The sequence below is a fragment of the Bacillota bacterium genome, from assembly GCA_013177945.1.
GTDB lineage: Bacteria > Bacillota > DSM-12270 > Thermacetogeniales > Thermacetogeniaceae > Ch130.
Window position 1 is genome coordinate 32,260 of sequence record JABLXW010000012.1, and the last position, 16,628, is coordinate 48,887.

16 protein-coding genes and 1 other RNA gene are annotated in these 16,628 nt (G+C 56.1%); 15 read left to right on the forward strand and 2 right to left on the reverse strand.

The features are described from left to right. Positions 1-52: 52 nt before the first annotated feature. The 11 genes from HPY58_07830 (at position 53) to HPY58_07880 (ending at position 11,903) form a co-directional block, all read left to right on the forward strand. Positions 53-3,505 (forward strand): DNA polymerase III subunit alpha, encoded by a 3,453-nt coding sequence (locus HPY58_07830; GenBank protein ID NPV29550.1) that lies wholly within the window; start codon positions 53-55, stop codon positions 3,503-3,505. Positions 3,506-3,570: 65 nt separating this feature from the next. Beyond that, positions 3,571-3,798 (forward strand): trp RNA-binding attenuation protein MtrB, encoded by a 228-nt coding sequence (gene mtrB, locus HPY58_07835; GenBank protein NPV29551.1) that lies wholly within the window; start codon positions 3,571-3,573, stop codon positions 3,796-3,798. Between the two features lie 100 nt (positions 3,799-3,898). Continuing rightward, positions 3,899-4,099 carry a glutamate decarboxylase gene (locus HPY58_07840; GenBank protein ID NPV29552.1) on the forward strand — a complete coding sequence of 67 codons (201 nt, stop codon included), beginning with the start codon at positions 3,899-3,901 and terminating at the stop codon, positions 4,097-4,099. Between the two features lie 125 nt (positions 4,100-4,224). Continuing rightward, positions 4,225-5,073: an acetyl-CoA carboxylase carboxyltransferase subunit beta gene (locus HPY58_07845; protein NPV29553.1), complete on the forward strand. Its 849-nt coding sequence runs from the start codon at positions 4,225-4,227 to the stop codon at positions 5,071-5,073. Between the two features lie 14 nt (positions 5,074-5,087). Beyond that, positions 5,088-6,029 (forward strand): acetyl-CoA carboxylase carboxyltransferase subunit alpha, encoded by a 942-nt coding sequence (locus tag HPY58_07850; GenBank protein ID NPV29554.1) that lies wholly within the window; start codon positions 5,088-5,090, stop codon positions 6,027-6,029. A 41-nt stretch (positions 6,030-6,070) separates the two neighbouring features. Further along, the gene (gene pfkA, locus HPY58_07855; GenBank protein NPV29555.1) at positions 6,071-7,039 is read left to right on the forward strand and encodes a 6-phosphofructokinase; all 969 of its coding nucleotides are present in this window, start codon (positions 6,071-6,073) and stop codon (positions 7,037-7,039) included. A 43-nt stretch (positions 7,040-7,082) separates the two neighbouring features. Beyond that, entirely contained in the window at positions 7,083-8,834 is a 1,752-nt protein-coding gene (gene pyk / locus HPY58_07860) for a pyruvate kinase (protein NPV29556.1), read from the forward strand. 22 nt (positions 8,835-8,856) lie between these two features. Beyond that, positions 8,857-9,339, forward strand: a complete 483-nt coding sequence (locus HPY58_07865; GenBank protein ID NPV29557.1) for a sigma-70 family RNA polymerase sigma factor — start codon at positions 8,857-8,859, stop codon at positions 9,337-9,339. A gap of 12 nt (positions 9,340-9,351) precedes the next feature. Next, complete coding sequence (locus HPY58_07870; protein ID NPV29558.1) at positions 9,352-9,804, forward strand: zf-HC2 domain-containing protein; 453 nt, start codon at positions 9,352-9,354, stop codon at positions 9,802-9,804. A gap of 107 nt (positions 9,805-9,911) precedes the next feature. After that, on the forward strand, positions 9,912-10,673 hold the full coding sequence (locus HPY58_07875; protein NPV29559.1) for an ABC transporter ATP-binding protein: 762 nt from the start codon (positions 9,912-9,914) through the stop codon (positions 10,671-10,673). Positions 10,674-10,685: 12 nt separating this feature from the next. Continuing rightward, positions 10,686-11,903, forward strand: a complete 1,218-nt coding sequence (locus tag HPY58_07880; GenBank protein NPV29560.1) for a SufD family Fe-S cluster assembly protein — start codon at positions 10,686-10,688, stop codon at positions 11,901-11,903. 61 nt (positions 11,904-11,964) lie between these two features. On the opposite strand, the gene HPY58_07885 is transcribed toward HPY58_07880, so the two are convergent. Then, positions 11,965-12,759 carry a serine hydrolase gene (locus tag HPY58_07885; protein NPV29561.1) on the reverse strand — a complete coding sequence of 265 codons (795 nt, stop codon included), beginning with the start codon at positions 12,757-12,759 and terminating at the stop codon, positions 11,965-11,967. Between the two features lie 144 nt (positions 12,760-12,903). Here HPY58_07885 and rnpB point away from each other — a divergent pair. Beyond that, an RNA gene (gene rnpB / locus HPY58_07890) (RNase P RNA component class A) lies at positions 12,904-13,352 on the forward strand. 160 nt (positions 13,353-13,512) lie between these two features. On the opposite strand, the gene HPY58_07895 is transcribed toward rnpB, so the two are convergent. Next, the gene (locus HPY58_07895) at positions 13,513-14,601 is read right to left on the reverse strand and encodes a DUF763 domain-containing protein (protein ID NPV29562.1); all 1,089 of its coding nucleotides are present in this window, start codon (positions 14,599-14,601) and stop codon (positions 13,513-13,515) included. Positions 14,602-14,803: 202 nt separating this feature from the next. Here HPY58_07895 and HPY58_07900 point away from each other — a divergent pair, with 202 nt between their 5' ends. The 3 genes from HPY58_07900 to HPY58_07910 all read left to right on the forward strand — a co-directional run bounded on the left by HPY58_07900 (position 14,804) and on the right by HPY58_07910 (position 16,527). After that, on the forward strand, positions 14,804-15,871 hold the full coding sequence (locus tag HPY58_07900) for a YedE-related selenium metabolism membrane protein (protein NPV29563.1): 1,068 nt from the start codon (positions 14,804-14,806) through the stop codon (positions 15,869-15,871). A 49-nt stretch (positions 15,872-15,920) separates the two neighbouring features. Then, positions 15,921-16,142 (forward strand): SirA family protein, encoded by a 222-nt coding sequence (locus tag HPY58_07905; GenBank protein NPV29564.1) that lies wholly within the window; start codon positions 15,921-15,923, stop codon positions 16,140-16,142. An 88-nt stretch (positions 16,143-16,230) separates the two neighbouring features. Further along, positions 16,231-16,527, forward strand: coding sequence for a DUF3343 domain-containing protein (locus HPY58_07910; protein NPV29565.1), 297 nt, complete (start codon positions 16,231-16,233; stop codon positions 16,525-16,527). Positions 16,528-16,628: the final 101 nt, after the last annotated feature.

Sequence of the window (16,628 nt, forward strand, 5' to 3'; positions counted from 1 at the left end):
TCTCTCCTGGCCTCTTGAAATATATCTTATCGAAATTGCGGGGTAGTTCAGGATGAGCGAAAGTTTCGTCCACCTTCACGTTCACAGTGAATACAGCCTGCTGGACGGGGCAGCCCGCCTAAAGGATCTGGTGAAAACGGCTGCGGAGATGGGAATGCCGGCCCTTGCCCTGACAGACCATGGGGTGATGTACGGCGTGATTGACTTTTACAAGCTGGCTAAGGAGCACGGAATCCACCCAATTCTGGGTTGTGAGGTTTATGTAGCAACAAGGACGCGCTTTGACCGGGTGCCCCATGTTGATGATTCTCAGTACCACCTGACTCTCCTTGCAGAAAACGAGACCGGTTATAAAAATCTGCTCGCTTTAGTCTCTGCTGCTTACCTGGAGGGTTTTTACTATAAGCCCCGCGTCGACCGGGAACTGCTGGCCCGGCACAGCAAAGGCTTAATTGCTCTGAGTGCATGTCTGGCAGGAGAAGTGCCTGCGGCAATCCTTTCCGGCGAGGAGGAAAAGGCGCGGGAGGCGGCCGAAGCCTACCGGGAAATCTTCGGTCCCGATAATTTCTTCCTGGAACTGATGGACCACCAGATGCCGGAACAGCAGCGGGTCAACGCCGGTTTGAGGGAAATTGCCCGGGCGACGGGGATTCCTCTGGTAGTGACCAACGATGCCCACTACATCCGAAAAGAAGATGCAAAAGTGCATGACATTCTTCTCTGCATCCAAACGGGTAAAACCGTTCAGGATGAGAACCGCCTGCGCTTCCCGACCCAGGAGTTTTATCTCAAATCTGCGGCGGAAATGGCGGCCCTTTTCCCCGGGGACCCGGAGGCGGTCAGGCGGACGAGGGAAATCGCCGAGCGCTGCCGGGTGGAGCTGGATTTCAACCAGATGCACCTCCCCGAATACCGGGTCCCGGATGAATACGATCTGGATTCTTATTTAAAAAAGCTCTGCTGGGAGGGTCTGGAACAGCGCTACCACGGAGAGATTCCACCCGGGGCGCGGGAGCGGCTGGAATACGAACTTCAGGTGCTCTGCAAAATGGGATTTGCCGGGTATTTTCTGATCGTCCAGGATTTCGTCAACTGGGCGCGCCGGAAAGGGATTATCGTGGGGCCGGGGCGGGGCTCGGCTGCGGGGTCCCTGGTGGCTTATGCCCTCGGCATTACCAGCATCGATCCCCTGAAGTACGGCCTCCTTTTCGAACGTTTTCTCAACCCGGAACGGATTACCATGCCCGATATCGACATCGACTTTTGCTTCGAGCGGCGGGAAGAGGTCATCGATTATGTCGTGGAGAAATACGGGTCTGATCACGTTGCCCAGATTATCACTTTTGGAACGATGATGGCGCGGGGAGCGATCCGGGACGTGGGGCGGGTGCTGAATCTCCCCCTTGCGGAAGTGGACCGCATTGCAAAGCTCGTTCCCGAGGAGCTTGGGGTGACCCTGGAGAGGGCCCTGCAGACCTCTCCCGAGCTCCGGCAGCTCTACGATGAAAACCCGGAGGTCCGGAACCTGGTGGAGCTGGCGCGGGCGATTGAAGGGATGCCGCGCCATGCCTCGACACACGCTGCAGGAATCGTGATTTCCAGGGAACCCCTGATCAACTACGTCCCGTTGCAGCGAACCGGAGACACCGTGACGACCCAGTTCCCAAAGGAAATCGTCGAGGAAATCGGGCTTTTAAAAATGGATCTGCTTGGCCTCCGCACCCTTACCGTGATCGACAACACGCTGGAGATCGTCTTCGAAATGAATAAGATCCGGCTGAATCCGGACCAGTTTCCCCTGGATGACCGGTTGACCTATGAGCTTCTGGCATCAGGGGAAACGGTAGGGGTTTTTCAGCTGGAAAGCACCGGGATGCGGCACCTCCTCAAAAGCATGAAACCGGAGCGTTTTGAGGATTTAATCGCCCTGGTTGCCCTGTACCGGCCCGGCCCCCTGGGGAGCGGGATGGTGGAGGATTTTATCAACCGCAAGAACGGTCAGACTCCGGTCCAGTACCTTCACCCTGCCCTGGAACCGATTTTGAGCGAAACCTACGGAGTAATTCTCTACCAGGAGCAGGTTATGCAGATCGCCTGTGAGCTTGCAGGTTTTACCATGGCCCAGGCGGATTCTTTGCGGCGGGCGATGGGCAAGAAAAAGCCGGAGGTGATCGCAGGGCTGCGGGAAACCTTTGTTTCCGGAGCCGCAGCGCGCCAGGTGGATCCCGGGCTGGCCGGGCAGATCTTCGACTTGATGGAGCATTTTGCGGGTTACGGCTTTAACAAGAGCCACTCTGCAGCATATGCCCTGATCGCCTACCAGACTGCGTACCTGAAAGCCCATTATCCGGTTGCCTTAATGGCCGCCCTGTTGACAAGCGTCCGGAGCAACTCCGATAAGGTTTCCTACTACATTCAGGAGTGCCGCCGGCTCGGGATCGAAATCCTTCCGCCGGATGTCAACGAGAGTCTGGTCAACTTTACCGTCGTCGGGGAGAACCGGATCCGCTTCGGGCTTGCTGCTGTAAAAAACGTCGGCGAGGGGGCCGTCGAGGTGATTATCAAGGCGCGCCAGACGGGCGGCCCCTTTCAGTCGCTGGATGACTTCTGCCAGCGGGTGGACCTCCGGCAGGTGAATAAGCGGGTGATTGAAAGCCTGATCCTGTGCGGGGCTTTCGATTCCCTGGGATTTTACCGTTCGCAGTTGCTGGCGGTGCTGGACGACTGCATGGAAACCGCCCAGGCCAACCGCCGGGATCAGGAGGCCCAGGTGAGCGGCCAGGTTTCTCTTTTCGATCTCCTTGAAGAGCCGCAGGCGAACAAAATTAACCGGAATTACCCTGCAATTCCCGAATTCCCCATGCAGGAACTTCTGGCCCGAGAGAAAGAGGTCCTGGGTTTTTACGTCAGCGGCCATCCCCTGCGAGATTACCAGGACCTCCTGGCAGGGAGAACCTCTGCGTACATTGGCGAGCTTGCTCAGTACAGGGACGGGGAGCGGGTGACGGTGGGAGGGATCATAACCTCTCTGCACCGGGCAACCACGAAGCGGGGCGAAGGGGTCATTTACTTTGCACTGGAGGATTTGGGAGGGAGTGTGGAGGTCATTTTCTTCCCTCGCGGGCACGAAAAAGAGCTTCGTTTCCTGAAAGAGGATGCCATTGTCATTGTGGTGGGGCGGGTCAGTCTGCAGGAAGAATCCTGCCGGATCTTCGGGGAAGAGGTGAGGCCCCTTGAAAAGGAACCCTCGCAGTACCTTTACGTGCGGATTAATCCCCTCGCGGGAAGGCCGGAGGTGGTTGAAAAGCTGCGCGTTCTTTTTATGCAGCAGCGCGGCCCCACTCCTGTCTTTCTTTATTTCGTCCAGCAGAAGAAGCTTATTAAAACCGATTCCTCTTTCTGGGTTGAAGTCACGCCAGAACTGTGCTATCAGGTCGAAGGATTATGCGGGCCCGGCTCGTGCCTGGTCCTGGATAAGAAATCGTTTCTGGCGTCAACAGCCTGATAAATTTGCAATATCAGTAAAAATATGGTATCATCAAAAAGATAAGGCGAAGGACGGTGATTGCAGTGGTTGAACACTCTGTACTGGGTGATTATATTGCAGTGAAGGCATTGGAAAATGGGGTTACCATTATCGGCCTTACCCGGGGCAAGGATACCAGACTCCATCACACCGAAAAACTTGACAAGGGAGAAGTAATGATTGCCCAGTTCACGGAGCATACCTCGGCGATTAAAGTGCGCGGCCGGGCTGTTATCTATACAAAGTTTGGGTCGTTCGAGACCACCGTCTAGCCGGGCAATCATTTTAACGAAACTTCGAGCAGGAATCTTCAGCTGTCTGGTCGAATGCTTTATCCACCAGAATTTTGGATGGGGAGGGGGCCAAAATTCGATGTGGACGGTAGTTTATATTGCACCAAACCGGGCAACTGCCGAGATGCTTAAAGAAATCCTTACTTCGGAGGGACTTTTAGTAATGCTCCGGTCTGCCGGCATCCCTCATTTTGGAGACGGGGGAGCGGTTGAGATTCTGGTGCCGGAGTCGGAGGCAGAAGAAGCTTACGAGATTTTAAGCAGCACTGTTCCTGTTTAAAAGACAGCACTTCTGGAACCGCCTCACCCACCAGTTGCCCTGCAGAGCCCCGCCAGGGCTCTGCAGGGGTCTAACCTCAACCGGAATCCGGGTATCATTTGTTGCCTGAATAAGGAGGGAGCGGACTGTTCAGGGATCTGTTCCGGAAGCAGCAAAGATACATTACCGTAAAAGCCGATCACGCTCCGCGGGAAAGGGAAGCCCTCTGGCTCAAGTGTCCGCAGTGTGGAGAGCTTTTATATGTGCGCGAGCTTGAAAAAAACCTCAAGGTATGCCGGAAGTGCCGCTACCACTTCCGGCTTACTGCTCCGGAAAGGCTGGCTTTGACCCTTGATGAAGGGAGTTTTGAAGAGTTCGACGGCGATTTGGCGCCCGTTGATCTTTTAGGTTTTCCCAACTACCGGGAAAAGCTGGCCTGCGCCCAGCAGGAAACGGGATTGCGGGAGGCCGTTCTTACCGGTACGGGCACCATTGAAGGCTGGCCGGTGCAGGTAGGTGTTTTAGAGCCCCACTTCATCATGGGGAGCATGGGGAGCATTGTCGGAGAAAAAATCGTCCGGCTTGCAGAAAGGGCCCTGGAAAGCAGATTGCCGGTTTTGATTTTCTCGGCATCTGGTGGCGCCAGGATGCAGGAAGGAATTTTTTCTTTAATGCAGATGGCAAGAACGAGCGCGGCTTTTGCCAGACTCAATGAGGCCGGGCTTTTGTATATCTCGGTTCTCACCGATCCCACAACGGGCGGAGTCACCGCCAGTTTTGCCGCCCTGGGGGACATTATTCTTGCAGAACCCGGGGCGCTGGTTGGATTCGCCGGACGGAGGGTGACGGAGCAGACAATAAGGGAGAAGCTCCCTCCTGGTTTTCAAACCGCAGAGTTCTGCTTCGACCACGGTTTTGTCGATCTTGTAGTTCCCCGCCAGGAGATGAAGAAGACTTTAGCGCACATCCTCTCTCTTCACGGTGAAAGGAGTTAGCGGGATTGCCGAATCTGCTCCTCGACTTTGAGAAGCCTCTTGTGGAACTGGAAAACCGGATCTCCGAACTTAAAAAGTATGCCGGGGAAAAGGGGATCGATCTGGGAACCGAAATCGAACTCCTGGAAAAGAGGGCACAGGAGCTGAAAAAAGAGATTTATCAGAACCTTACCCCCTGGCAGCGCACCCAGCTGGCGCGCCACCCGGAGCGCCCCAATACCCTTGATTACATTAAATTTCTTTTTACTGATTTTCTTGCCCTCTTTGGGGATCGGTGCAGCGGTGACGATCCTGCCATTGTCGGGGGGATCGCCAGGTTTGAGGGCTCTCCTGTCACCGTCATCGGGCACGTCAAGGGCCACAATACAAAGGAAAATCTTGCCCGCAACTTTGGAATGCCCCACCCTGAAGGTTTTCGGAAAGCGCTTCGCCTTGTCCAGCAGGCAGAAAAGTTTCGCCGCCCGGTGATTTCCTTTATCGATACACCCGGGGCTTATTCCGGGGTCGGGGCCGAGGAGCGCGGGCAGGCCTGGGCGATTGCCCGCAACCTCTCTGCCTTTGCCAGGGTTAAAACTCCCATTATCGTCGTGATCACTGGGGAGGGGGGAAGCGGGGGCGCCCTCGCCCTGGGGGTTGGGGATCTCCTCTTGATGCTCGAGAATGCCATCTTTTCTGTAATCTCTCCTGAAGGGTGCGCTGCCATCCTCTGGAAGGATGCCGGACGTGCTCCGGAGGCGGCCGCAGCCCTGAAGCTTACGGCGCCCGAACTGCTCGAACTGGGTGTCATCGATGGGATTATTCCGGAGCCGCTTGGCGGCGCCCACCGCGACCCGCAGGGAGCGGCCGAAAACCTGCGCCAGGAACTCAGGAAAAGGCTTGACGAATTGAAGCGGATCGATCCTGAGGAACTCGTTTTAAACCGCTGGAACCGCCTCCGCGGCATAGGGAAATATTAAGAGGGAAAACTAACCTGTAGAAGACCAAGAGGGTGAAGAGGATGCGACCTGCCAGCCGGATTGGAGTTCTCACAAGTGGCGGCGACGCCCCGGGAATGAACGCGGCCATCAGAGCCGTGGTCAGGAAAGCCATTTATCATGGCCTTGAGGTGATCGGGATCCGGAGGGGTTTCCTCGGCCTTTTAAAGAAAGAATTTGTGCAGCTTTCCCTGGGTTCGGTGGCAGATATCATTCACCGGGGAGGGACGATGCTGCGGACCGCCCGGTGTGAAGAATTTAAAACAGCGGAAGGCCAGGCGCGGGGAGTGGACAACCTCCAGGCGGAGGGAATCGAAGGGGTTGTTGTCATCGGAGGGGATGGTTCTTTTCGCGGCGCCCTTGCCCTTGCGAGGCACGGGATTGGGGTCGTAGGGGTGCCTGCCACAATTGACAATGACCTGCCGTGCACCGACTACTGCATCGGGTTTGATACTGCTGTCAACAACGTGGTTGACGCCATCAATAAGATCAGGGATACGGCAACCTCCCATGAGCGGACCTTTGTCATTGAAGTGATGGGGCGTCACGCCGGGCATATTGCCCTCTTTGCAGGGCTGGCAGGGGGAGCGGAATCCATTTTGATTCCCGAAATTCCCTACGATATGAACGAAGTTATCTTTAAACTGGAACGGGGCCTGAACCGCGGCAAACTCCACAGCATTATCATCGTTGCCGAGGGCGCTGCAAGCGGATTGGCCGTCGGGGAGGAAATCCGGCAGAGAACGGGGCTCGAAACCCGAATCACAATTCTCGGGCACCTTCAGCGGGGGGGCACACCTACCGCCCTCGACAGGGTGATCGCAAGCCGGATGGGGGCTAAAGCCGTCGATTTACTGCGGTCAGGAGAAACCGGGAAAATGGTGGGGATCGCTGCGGGAAAGCTGGTTTCTGTGGAACTGGAAGAGGTTTTGAGGCAAAAAAGAGAGCTGGACCGGGAGATTTGGGAGCTGGCGGGAATTCTCGCGATCTGACCCCAATCAGGCAAGTCTTATCCAAAAGAAGAGGAGGGGTCTGATGAGAAAAACAAAAATTGTCTGTACGATCGGGCCGGCCAGTGACTCCCTGGAGGTGATGAAGGAGTTACTCAAAGCCGGGATGGATGTGGCGCGGCTGAATTTTTCCCATGGCACCCACGAAGAGCACGAAAGGCGCCTTCACAATCTGCGCCGGGCCGCGGCCGAACTGGGGAGCAATCTTGCGATCATGCTGGACACCAAGGGTCCCGAAATCCGGATCGGCCTTTTAAAAGGGGGCAGGGTTCTTTTGCGCGAAGGGGCCCGGGTGACCCTGACCACGGAAGAGATTGAAGGGGATGAAAACCGGATCTCGGTTACTTACAAGGGACTGCCGCGATCCGTCAAGCCAGGGGATATGGTTCTGCTCGACGACGGAATGATCGGCCTCAAGGTTCTCGAGGCAGGGGACACGGAGGTAGATTGTGAAGTAGTTTTCGGGGGAGAGTTGACTAACCGGAAAGGGGTTAATCTTCCGGGTGTTCCCCTTGATTTGCCTGCGGTAACGGAGCAGGATGTGGCGGACATCAATTTTGGAATAGATCATGAAGTGGATTTTATCGCAGCCTCCTTTGTGCGGCGCGCGGCAGATGTTCTGGCCGTGAGGCGTTTGCTGGAGGCACGTGATGCCGACATCCACATCATCGCGAAGATCGAGAACGAAGAAGGGGTTAAAAACCTGGATGAGATCATCAAGGTTGCGGATGGTGTGATGGTGGCGCGGGGGGATCTCGGGGTCGAGATTCCCACCGAAGAGGTTCCCCTGATCCAGAAAAAGATTATCGAAAAGTGCAACCGGGCAGGAAAGCCTGTAATTACTGCCACTCAGATGCTGGAGTCGATGATCCGCAACCCGCGCCCCACGCGGGCCGAGGCAAGTGATGTGGCCAATGCCATCCTGGACGGAACGGATGCGGTGATGCTTTCCGGAGAAACGGCAAGCGGAAAATACCCGGTTGAGGCCGTCCGGATTATGGCGCGCATTGCCGAACGCACCGAGCAGGCCCTGGATTACGGGCAGATCCTTCTGAAAAAGGGAGCTGCTGCACCCCGGACGATCACTGATGCCATCAGCCACGCCACGTGCACAACGGCTCAGGATCTGGGTGCGGCTGCCATTATTACCGTTACGAAGTCGGGCTTTACGGCCCGGATGGTCTCGAAGTACCGGCCGCGCGCACCGATTGTGGCGGTGAGTCCGAGCGAAAAGGTGCGCCGGAAGCTCTCCCTGGTATGGGGGGTTCAGGCGCTGGGTATTCCTTTTACTGCAAATACAGATGAGATGATTAAGGAAGCAGTTGACACCGGTCTCGCGGAGGGTCTGATCAAGTGCGGCGACTTGATCGTGATTACTGCCGGCGTGCCTGTGGGAGTTCCCGGAACCACGAATCTGCTCAAGGTTCACATCGTCGGGGAAGTGCTGGCGCGGGGAACGGGGATCGGGAACCGGGCGGTGATCGGCAAGGTCCGGATATGCAAGAAACCTGAAGAGGCCCTTGCCAGGGTAAACCGGGGAGACATTCTGGTAACCACAAGCACCGACCGGGATTTCATCCCCAGCATGCAGAAGGCAGGGGCGATTATCACCGAAGAGGGCGGCCTTACTTCCCATGCTGCCATTGTCGGCTTAAACCTGGGAATTCCTGTTGTTGTGGGTGTGGAAGGTGCGACGGAAATTCTCAAGGATGGGGGAACAGTTACCGTTGACAGCATGCGCGGTCTGATTTACCGGGGTGCCACCACGGTTCTGTAAGGGATCTTCCGGGGGGAGGAGCGTGTACCAGTTTTATCTCCTTGCACAGGCCGAGCAGGGTAATCCCGATGCTTTTTGGGTCCTGGCTGAAGACTATCTTCCGGTGATTTTTAATAAGATCTGGCTTCTTTCGGGAAGCACTGGAGAGACAAAGGAAATTATGAGCCAGGGGCTCCTTACTGCCTGGTCCAGGATCCGGACCATGGCAAAACGCGGGGCCTTTCAGAATTTTTTGAGCCGCTCGATGATGGAAGCGGCTTGCGCGCACCTCAAAAAACAGAAAGCACCACCCCAGCCTGTTTCCCATGATGAAGAGATGATTAAAGAAGCGGGGGATCTGGTACGGAAAGTTCTCCAGTTGGACCGCCTGGAGCGCTGGCTTGTTGTGATGCGCTATTTGGAAAACTTCACACTCCGGGAAATCGCAGCCATCCTCGGAAAACGGGAAGAACAGGTTCTTGAGGCCCTGACGCGGATTTTATCAACCCTGGAAGTTGCTGATTAGGGGGTATTACTGTTGGCCTCCGACTGCGAGTCCATTCGCAAGCGCTTGTGTGCTTATTTGGGTCACGATCTTGACTGGTGGGAGGGGGAGAAGATCAATTTGCACCTGCAGCACTGCCCCTCCTGCGATGCTGTTTATCACCAGTTTCGCGCCCGCGTTGAAAGGCTGCGCCGGGAATTGCGAGACTGGGCCTGCGAGAACCGCTTCCCCGAGGGCTGGAACGAGGAGTTCCGGGAGGGGCTTTTTAAAGCATTGAAAAACCAGAGGGGTTTCCCCCGGAACGGCAAAGATGCGGTTTCCCGGGAGCGAAGAGGTCTCGCGGGGAGAGCAAGACTAAAAATTCCGCTCCTCTTTGTTGGTTTGTTTATTTTCATCACCATTGTTTCGCCCTTCTTATGCTGGTTAACCCTGCACCTTCCCTTTTATGGCCTTCTTGTAAAAAAATTTCTTTTAACTGTGATCTGAGCCGGTTCACTGAAGTTCTTCTGAAAGGTTTTTCAAGATCCCTTGACGAATCCTTAAGATGGATTATACTCAAAGAGGTTTTAATTTTGATTGAAGGTGGTTGGTAAATGCTCAAGATTGAGGATCTTCACGTAGAAGTAGGAGGAAAACAGATTCTGCAGGGTGTCAACCTTCACATCAGACCGGGTGAGACTCACGTCCTTTTTGGCCCCAACGGCTCCGGGAAGTCGACTCTGCTCGGGGCAATTATGGGTTTTCGCAGGTACCGCATCACCGGCGGAAAAATCTTCTTTAAGGGAGAAGATATCACTTCCCTTTCCGTCCACGAACGCGCCCGGCGCGGCATTGGCATTGCCTTCCAGCGTCCCCCTGTCCTGCGGGGCGTTACGATGCGGGACCTGCTGCGCATTTCCGGACAGGGAAAGGTGGAAAATATTGAAGAACTGGCCAGGCCTTTGAATTTTCTCTCTTTTTTAGGACGGGATGTCAATTTCGGGTTTTCTGGAGGCGAAATCAAGCGTTCCGAACTCGTGCAGCTCCTGGCCCAGGATCCGGATCTGGTGCTTCTTGACGAACCTGAATCGGGAGTAGATCTGGAAAACATTGCTATTATCGGGCAGGCGATCAACCAGCTTCTGCAGAAAGACAGTTTTTGCAAACAGGAGCGTTCCCGCCGTGAGATTAAAGAGGCCCGGAAGAAGGCAGGGCTGATCATCACCCACACCGGTTTTATCCTTGATTATGTTCCTGCTGATGTGGGGCATGTTCTTTACGAGGGGAAGCTTTCTTGCAGCGGGTTGAACCCGCGTGAGCTGCTGGGTTGCATTCATGAACTGGGGTACGGTGAGTGCACCCGTTGCCTGGCGTAGAGGGGGAGGCAGATGCAAGAAGAAAAACGCTTAAAGGCTCAGAAGGCGCTGGAGAAGTCGGCTGCCTACGGGGAGGAAATTGATTTCCGCCAGTACCGGGATGAAGGAGAACCCCATCCCGTTTTAACCCGTTTGGAGAATCTCCCTCCTTCAGAACAGAGGGATCTGCTCAGGGCAGGGGTTGATGTAACAGAAAAGGGAAGAACCGGGACCTACATTCAAAAGGATCACTCGGTTATCCATACAAGTGTCTGCCAGGAAGGGCTTGAAGTATTGAGCATTACCGCTGCTCTAGAGCGTTACCCCTGGCTGGAGGATTATTACTGGCGAGCGGTGGCGGTGGATGCCGATAAGTACACCGCCCGTGCCGAACTTCACAGGGAGCACGGCTATTTTATCCGGGCGCTTCCCGGTGTGAAGGCAATCTATCCTGTTCAGGCCTGCCTTTACATCACGCAGGAGGGGCTCATCCAGGATGTCCACAACATCATCATCGCCGAGGAGGGCTCCGAACTTCATGTGATCACAGGCTGCACTACAGGGCATGGCGTTGTCTCGGGAATGCACATTGGAATCTCAGAGTTTTACATCAAGAAAAATGCAAAGCTGAGCTTTACGATGGTCCACAGCTGGGCGGAAAATGTGGCGGTGCGCCCCCGGACCGGCACCATCGTGGAGGAGGGGGGAATTTTTCTTTCCAACTACATCTGCATGCGCCCGGTGCGTTCCCTCCAGATGTACCCCACCGCCTGCCTGGCGGGGGAAGGGAGCCTGGCCCGGTACCACTCAATTCTGGTAGGCCACCCGGGGTCTCACCTTGACGTGGGGTCGCGGGTCATCCTCCGGGGCAGAGGGAGCCGGGCGGAAATCATTGCCCGTTCCATTACCAGGGGAGGGGAGATCGTCAACCGGGGCCACCTGGTGGGCGAGGTTCCTGATGTGAAAGGGCATCTGGAGTGCCGGGGGCTGATGCTGGCGCCCGAAGGGGTGATTTACGCTGTTCCCGAACTGGAGGCGCGGGTGGATGGGGTAGAGCTTTCCCACGAGGCCGCGGTCGGCAAGATTGCCGAGGAGGAGATCGAATACCTGATGGCGCGGGGTCTGACAGAAGAAGAAGCAACCGCAACCATCGTCCGGGGCTTTCTGAACGTGAAGATCATGGGGCTTCCCCCCGAGCTTGAAGAAGAAATCCAGCGGGCTATCGAGGCAAGCGAGCAATCCGAGCTTTAAGAATTAAAAGAGTTAAGAATAAGGGGTCAAGCTGTTTTTGGGTTTAAGTTTGGCCCGAAAATTACCTGCTGAGCTGACACTGGTAGTCGAAAACCAGCCGCGAGACTGCGGCAATTTCCCTGAAGGCCGCAGGAACGTCCGGCTGGTTTTGAGAAAGAACGACAAGGATGTAAGGGCGGTCGGGGGCAAAGATGATGCCGGCATCATTGGCCACCCCTTCGAGATCGCCTTCTTTATGGGCCACCTTGATTTCATCGGGGAGGAGGGCGGGGAGGCCGCAGTGCCAGACCGGATGCGCGAGGTCGTCGAGGAGCATTTCTCCCAGTTTGGGGCTGCGCTTTGCAAAGTCCAACACGCCCAGCAGGTAGGAGCCCTGGTCCCGGGGTGTGGTGCAGTCGTCGCCATCAGGCCGGGGGTGGCTTCCCCCAAGGGCTCTCATGAACTCCACGACGTTTGCGGGTTTCACCAGGCGCTTGATCATCCTGTAGGCAATGTTGTCGGAGAGGGTTATTGCCGCCTTTGCGAGGGCGCGCAGGGTGAGGCGGTCCCCTTCTTTGAGGATGTGCTGCAAGTAGCCCGACCCTGCGCTGTAGTCTGTATCTGCCTGGTAGGCAAGGCGCTGCTCCAGCCGGTAGCTCCCTACGGCAACCTTCTCGTAAAGGTAAAGGACGTAGGGAACCTTCACGCAGCTTGCCTGGGGAAACAGCTCGCGGTCGTTGATCCCGAAGGATTTCCCCGTCCCCAGGTCCCTGAAATGAATGCCGTAGGTGCCCGGTTTTCCTGTCAGGTATTTTTTCAATTCTAAGGCGAGGGGGAGGTAAACACGGTCCGAGCAAAGGTTGAAAAACCCGTCCATCTTCCGCTCCCGTTAAGAAGAGTTTTCTTAAATCTATTCTTATTTGGTACGCCGGTGGTTTAGACTACTTTTTGCGACTGTTCGTTCAATTTGCATATTTTCTGCATTGGTGTTATAATTTTGCCGTCAAAGTAGATAATCAGGCAAGCAGTCTGGATGATCGCGCGCACCGGGAGCCGAAAGGCGGTGCGTGAGGAAAGTCCGGGCTCCGCAGGGCAGGGTGCTGGGTAACACCCAGTGGGGGCGACCCCAAGGAAAGTGCCACAGAAATGGAAACCGCCCCGCACTCACCGGAACGAAGAAGCCTAAATAAAATTCCGCTGCTGATAGATGTTGTTAAACCTTTAAGCCTCTGCGCTCCGGTGAGTGCGGGGCAAGGGTGGAACGGTGCGGTAAGAGCGCACCAGCGGCCAGGCGACTGGCCGGCTAGGTAAACCCCACCTGGAGCAAGACCGAATAGGGAGGCAAGGGAGTGGCCCGCTCCGCCTCCGGGTAGGTCGCTGGAGGCCCCAGGCAACTGGCGGCCCAAGAGAGATGATCATCGCCTTCGGTTTTCGAAGGAACAGAACCCGGCTTACAGGACTGCTTGCTGAGAATAAAAAGGCGTGGGAAGCTGGCCGCTGAGGTACGTACACCACGCCTTTTCTTTTCTATACATTACATTCAGTTTCGTTCATCAAAAATCAGTTGCTGCTCATGGGCGTTCCCTCCGTCATCTTTTTGCCTGGCCCGGGGCATCCGTAAATCAGATTTTTAAGGGGTGGTTTTGTTTTGAGTTTGGAGCAGAGATTGGAGGCGGCGGAAGGCCTCCAGTTTTTCCTCCCGGCCCAATTTTGCTTCTTTAATGGCCTGCTCGAGAACGGTGATCGACCGGTCGTAGGTCCGCCGGTCTACAGGGTAGGGATAGCCGTCTTTTCCCCCGTGCGCAAAGCTGTATTTGGCCGGGTCCTGGTAGCTGGGGCGCGCTCCGTAGGCGAGCTCGGCGATCAGGGAGAGGGCGCGGATGGTCTTGGGTCCGATTCCGGGAATGGAGAGGACGGCTTCGAAGTTTTCGGGCTGTTGCTCGTAGCTTTTCAGAAGAACCCGCTCCAGGCTGGAGGGTTTCAGGTGCTCCAGGTATAGGGAATGGCGGGAAGGCAGAACCAGCCGGTTGTACTCCCTCACAACCTGCTCCGGGTTTAAGCAGCTCAAGGCGGCAATTGTTTTGCGCGATTCCTCGCTTGTTTGGGCCACCAGGTTGAGAACCTGTTTCTCTCTGTAGTCGCAGCAGATGGCGCTGTGAGGTTCGTTGACGAAGTCCGAAACTCTTTCTCCCAGCCAGTGGTAGCGGCGGGCGCGCCGGAGGCCCGGATTCATCCCCTGCTGGATCACGGCCCATTCACCGCGCGCCGTGAAAATAAAGGTGTGGTGGTAAAGCTGGTACCCGTCCTGGAGGGCGGAGTTGTCCACCTTCGCGCTCATCCTGCTTGCGTAAACGAGCCTTTCACTTCGGGGGAGGGCGAATTTCTCTGCGTACATGACGATTTCCTGCGGTGTTTTCCGTGACGTCTTCCCCTTTCCGCCGGCAATGAACAGGCCCAGCTCCCTTTCGCACCCCCGCAGCCCCTCCTTGAGGGCCCCGCAAACCGTTGTCGTTAAACCCGAAGAGTGCCAGTCAAAGCCAAGCAGGCACCCCAGAGCCTGAAACCAGAAGGGGTCGGCCAGCCTTTTTAAAACTCCTGCCGGCCCTTCTTCGCGCACCAGCAGGATCAGGATTGCCCGGCTCAATCTGGTCATCCGGTCGAAAAGCCAGCGCGGGCACTCTCCGCTGTGCAGAGGAAGGTCAACGGTCCCGGTGCGCACCCGGATCACCCCTTTGCTTGCGCCTATTTTACCTTTTCTCCAAAAGCATGACAAGTCTTTGCAGTGCAATGAGGAAAACATTGGTATAACAAATCGTTATAAATAATATAACAGGATTTTTGGTTCCGATGGCATATGTATATTAAGAGGAAATGCATTCCGTAATCTAAAGGAATTTAAAACGGAGGGGGAGCGGGGTAAAATGGAGCGAAGAGATGCAATGATCGTGGGAACAGGGTTGGTAATTGGGATTCTGGCGGCACTGCTTGTGAAATTCGGAAACCCGGGAAACATGGGCCTCTGTATTGCCTGCTTTATCCGTGATATCACCGGCGCCCTGGGGCTGCATCGGGCGGCGCCCGTGCAGTATTTGCGGCCCGAAATTCCGGGCTTGCTGTTAGGGGCTTTTCTGGCTGCGGTGCTGGGCAGGGAGTTCCGGAGCCGGGGTGGTTCCGGCAGTTTAGTCCGGTTTTTGCTGGGTTTTTTCATGATGGTGGGCGCCCTGGTCTTTCTGGGCTGTCCCCTTCGCACGCTCCTGCGGCTGGGGGGCGGCGACCTCAACGCGGTGCTGGGTCTGGCGGGTTTTACCGTCGGCGTCCTCGGTGGAGTGGAGTTTTTAAAACGGGGCTACAACCTGGGCCGCGCCCGGCGGGGTTCGGCCGTTGGGGGTCTTGTAATGCCTCTTCTTGCGGTCGTTATCCTAGTCCTGGCTATTTACCACCCGGTTTTTGATCCAAAGGCGGGAGGCCCGGTTTTTGCCAGCCTGCAGGGCCCCGGCTCTTTCTCCGCTCCGGTTTTGATGAGTCTGGGGGCCGGGCTTCTCGTCGGCATCCTTGCCCAGCGTGCCCGCCTGTGCCTCAGCGGGGGGATCCGCGATTTCGTTCTCACCAGAGATGCCTATCTTTTAAAGGGCTACGGTGCAATTTTCGCAGGGGTTTTGCTTGCGAACATCCTGCTGGGTCAATTTCGTTTGGGCTTCGCCAACCAGCCAATTGCCCATACCGATGGCGCCTGGAACTTCCTGGGGATGGTTTTAGTGGGGTTGGCTGCGGTGCTTGCCGGGGGTTGCCCGCTCCGCCAGTTGATCCTGAGCGGTGAGGGGGATGCCGATGCCGGCATGTCGGTCTTGGGAATGGCGGCAGGCGCTGCCGTTGCGCACAACTTTCTCCTGGCCAGCAGTCCGGCGGGTCCCACTCTTTACGGAAAAGTCGTCGTGCTGCTTGGAATCCTGATCGCCGTGCTGATAGGATGGTTTTGTCGGGAAGCCTGAGCTGCCTTGAAATTAAATTTTGGAATACCAGTCTGGATGAAGGAGGAAAATGATGAAAAAAGAAATCGACGCCCGGGGTTTGAGCTGCCCGTTGCCTGTCTTGAAAACCAGGGCCGCCCTGGAGGAAGGATGCGAAGAAGTAGAGGTTCGGGTTGACACCGGTGTGGCGCGGGAGAATGTGGCCCGTTTTGCCAGGAGCAGGGGTTATGCTGTGGCAGTTAAACAATCCGGAGAAGGAGAGTGGCTCCTCTGCCTCCGGAAGGAAGGCTAGATCTCCAGAGCTGTTCTTCCAGGGGATTATTTCCTGGATAGATGGTTAAGGCTTGTTCAGATTTTTTTCGGGAGGCCGCTTGACAGGTATGAACAAAGGGGTCGGTGGCGACCGGTCTGTTACCGTTGCCGTACTCGTTTTTCCCTCTTCCCACTACGCCCTGCGCGCCGAAAAAATCTGCAAAGAGGCAGGACTCCCGGTTCTCTTAATCCCGCTCCCCCGCGAAATCACCTCGGACTGCGGGGTTGCCCTTACCCTCCCGCCGGAGTTCCAGGAAAAGGGGGAAGCCCTGCTCAAGCAGGCAGGGGTCCCCCTGACCGGAAGCCACCGGCTGACGAGAACCGGCAGGCAGGCCCTCCTGTGGCAGCGGTTTCTTAATAGGTGACGGGAGTTCTTCCCCTCCATCTCCGCCCTCCTTGCGGTGCCTTTCCTGTCCTTTTCCCACCGCTCACTTTTGCCGGCGAACCCGGGGGAATAAAACATTCA

Bases quoted from the DNA above. Each gene is read 5' to 3' on its own strand.
- HPY58_07830 (NPV29550.1), top strand. From the start codon at position 53: ATGAGCGAAAGTTTCGTCCACCTTCACGTTCACAGTGAATACAGCCTG.
- HPY58_07840 (NPV29552.1), top strand. From the start codon at position 3,899: ATGTGGACGGTAGTTTATATTGCACCAAACCGGGCAACTGCCGAGATG.
- pfkA (NPV29555.1), top strand. From the start codon at position 6,071: ATGCGACCTGCCAGCCGGATTGGAGTTCTCACAAGTGGCGGCGACGCC.
- pyk (NPV29556.1), top strand. From the start codon at position 7,083: ATGAGAAAAACAAAAATTGTCTGTACGATCGGGCCGGCCAGTGACTCC.
- HPY58_07875 (NPV29559.1), top strand. From the start codon at position 9,912: ATGCTCAAGATTGAGGATCTTCACGTAGAAGTAGGAGGAAAACAGATT.
- HPY58_07880 (NPV29560.1), top strand. From the start codon at position 10,686: ATGCAAGAAGAAAAACGCTTAAAGGCTCAGAAGGCGCTGGAGAAGTCG.
- HPY58_07885 (NPV29561.1), bottom strand. From the start codon at position 12,759: ATGGACGGGTTTTTCAACCTTTGCTCGGACCGTGTTTACCTCCCCCTC.
- HPY58_07900 (NPV29563.1), top strand. From the start codon at position 14,804: ATGGAGCGAAGAGATGCAATGATCGTGGGAACAGGGTTGGTAATTGGG.
- HPY58_07905 (NPV29564.1), top strand. From the start codon at position 15,921: ATGATGAAAAAAGAAATCGACGCCCGGGGTTTGAGCTGCCCGTTGCCT.
- HPY58_07910 (NPV29565.1), top strand. From the start codon at position 16,231: ATGAACAAAGGGGTCGGTGGCGACCGGTCTGTTACCGTTGCCGTACTC.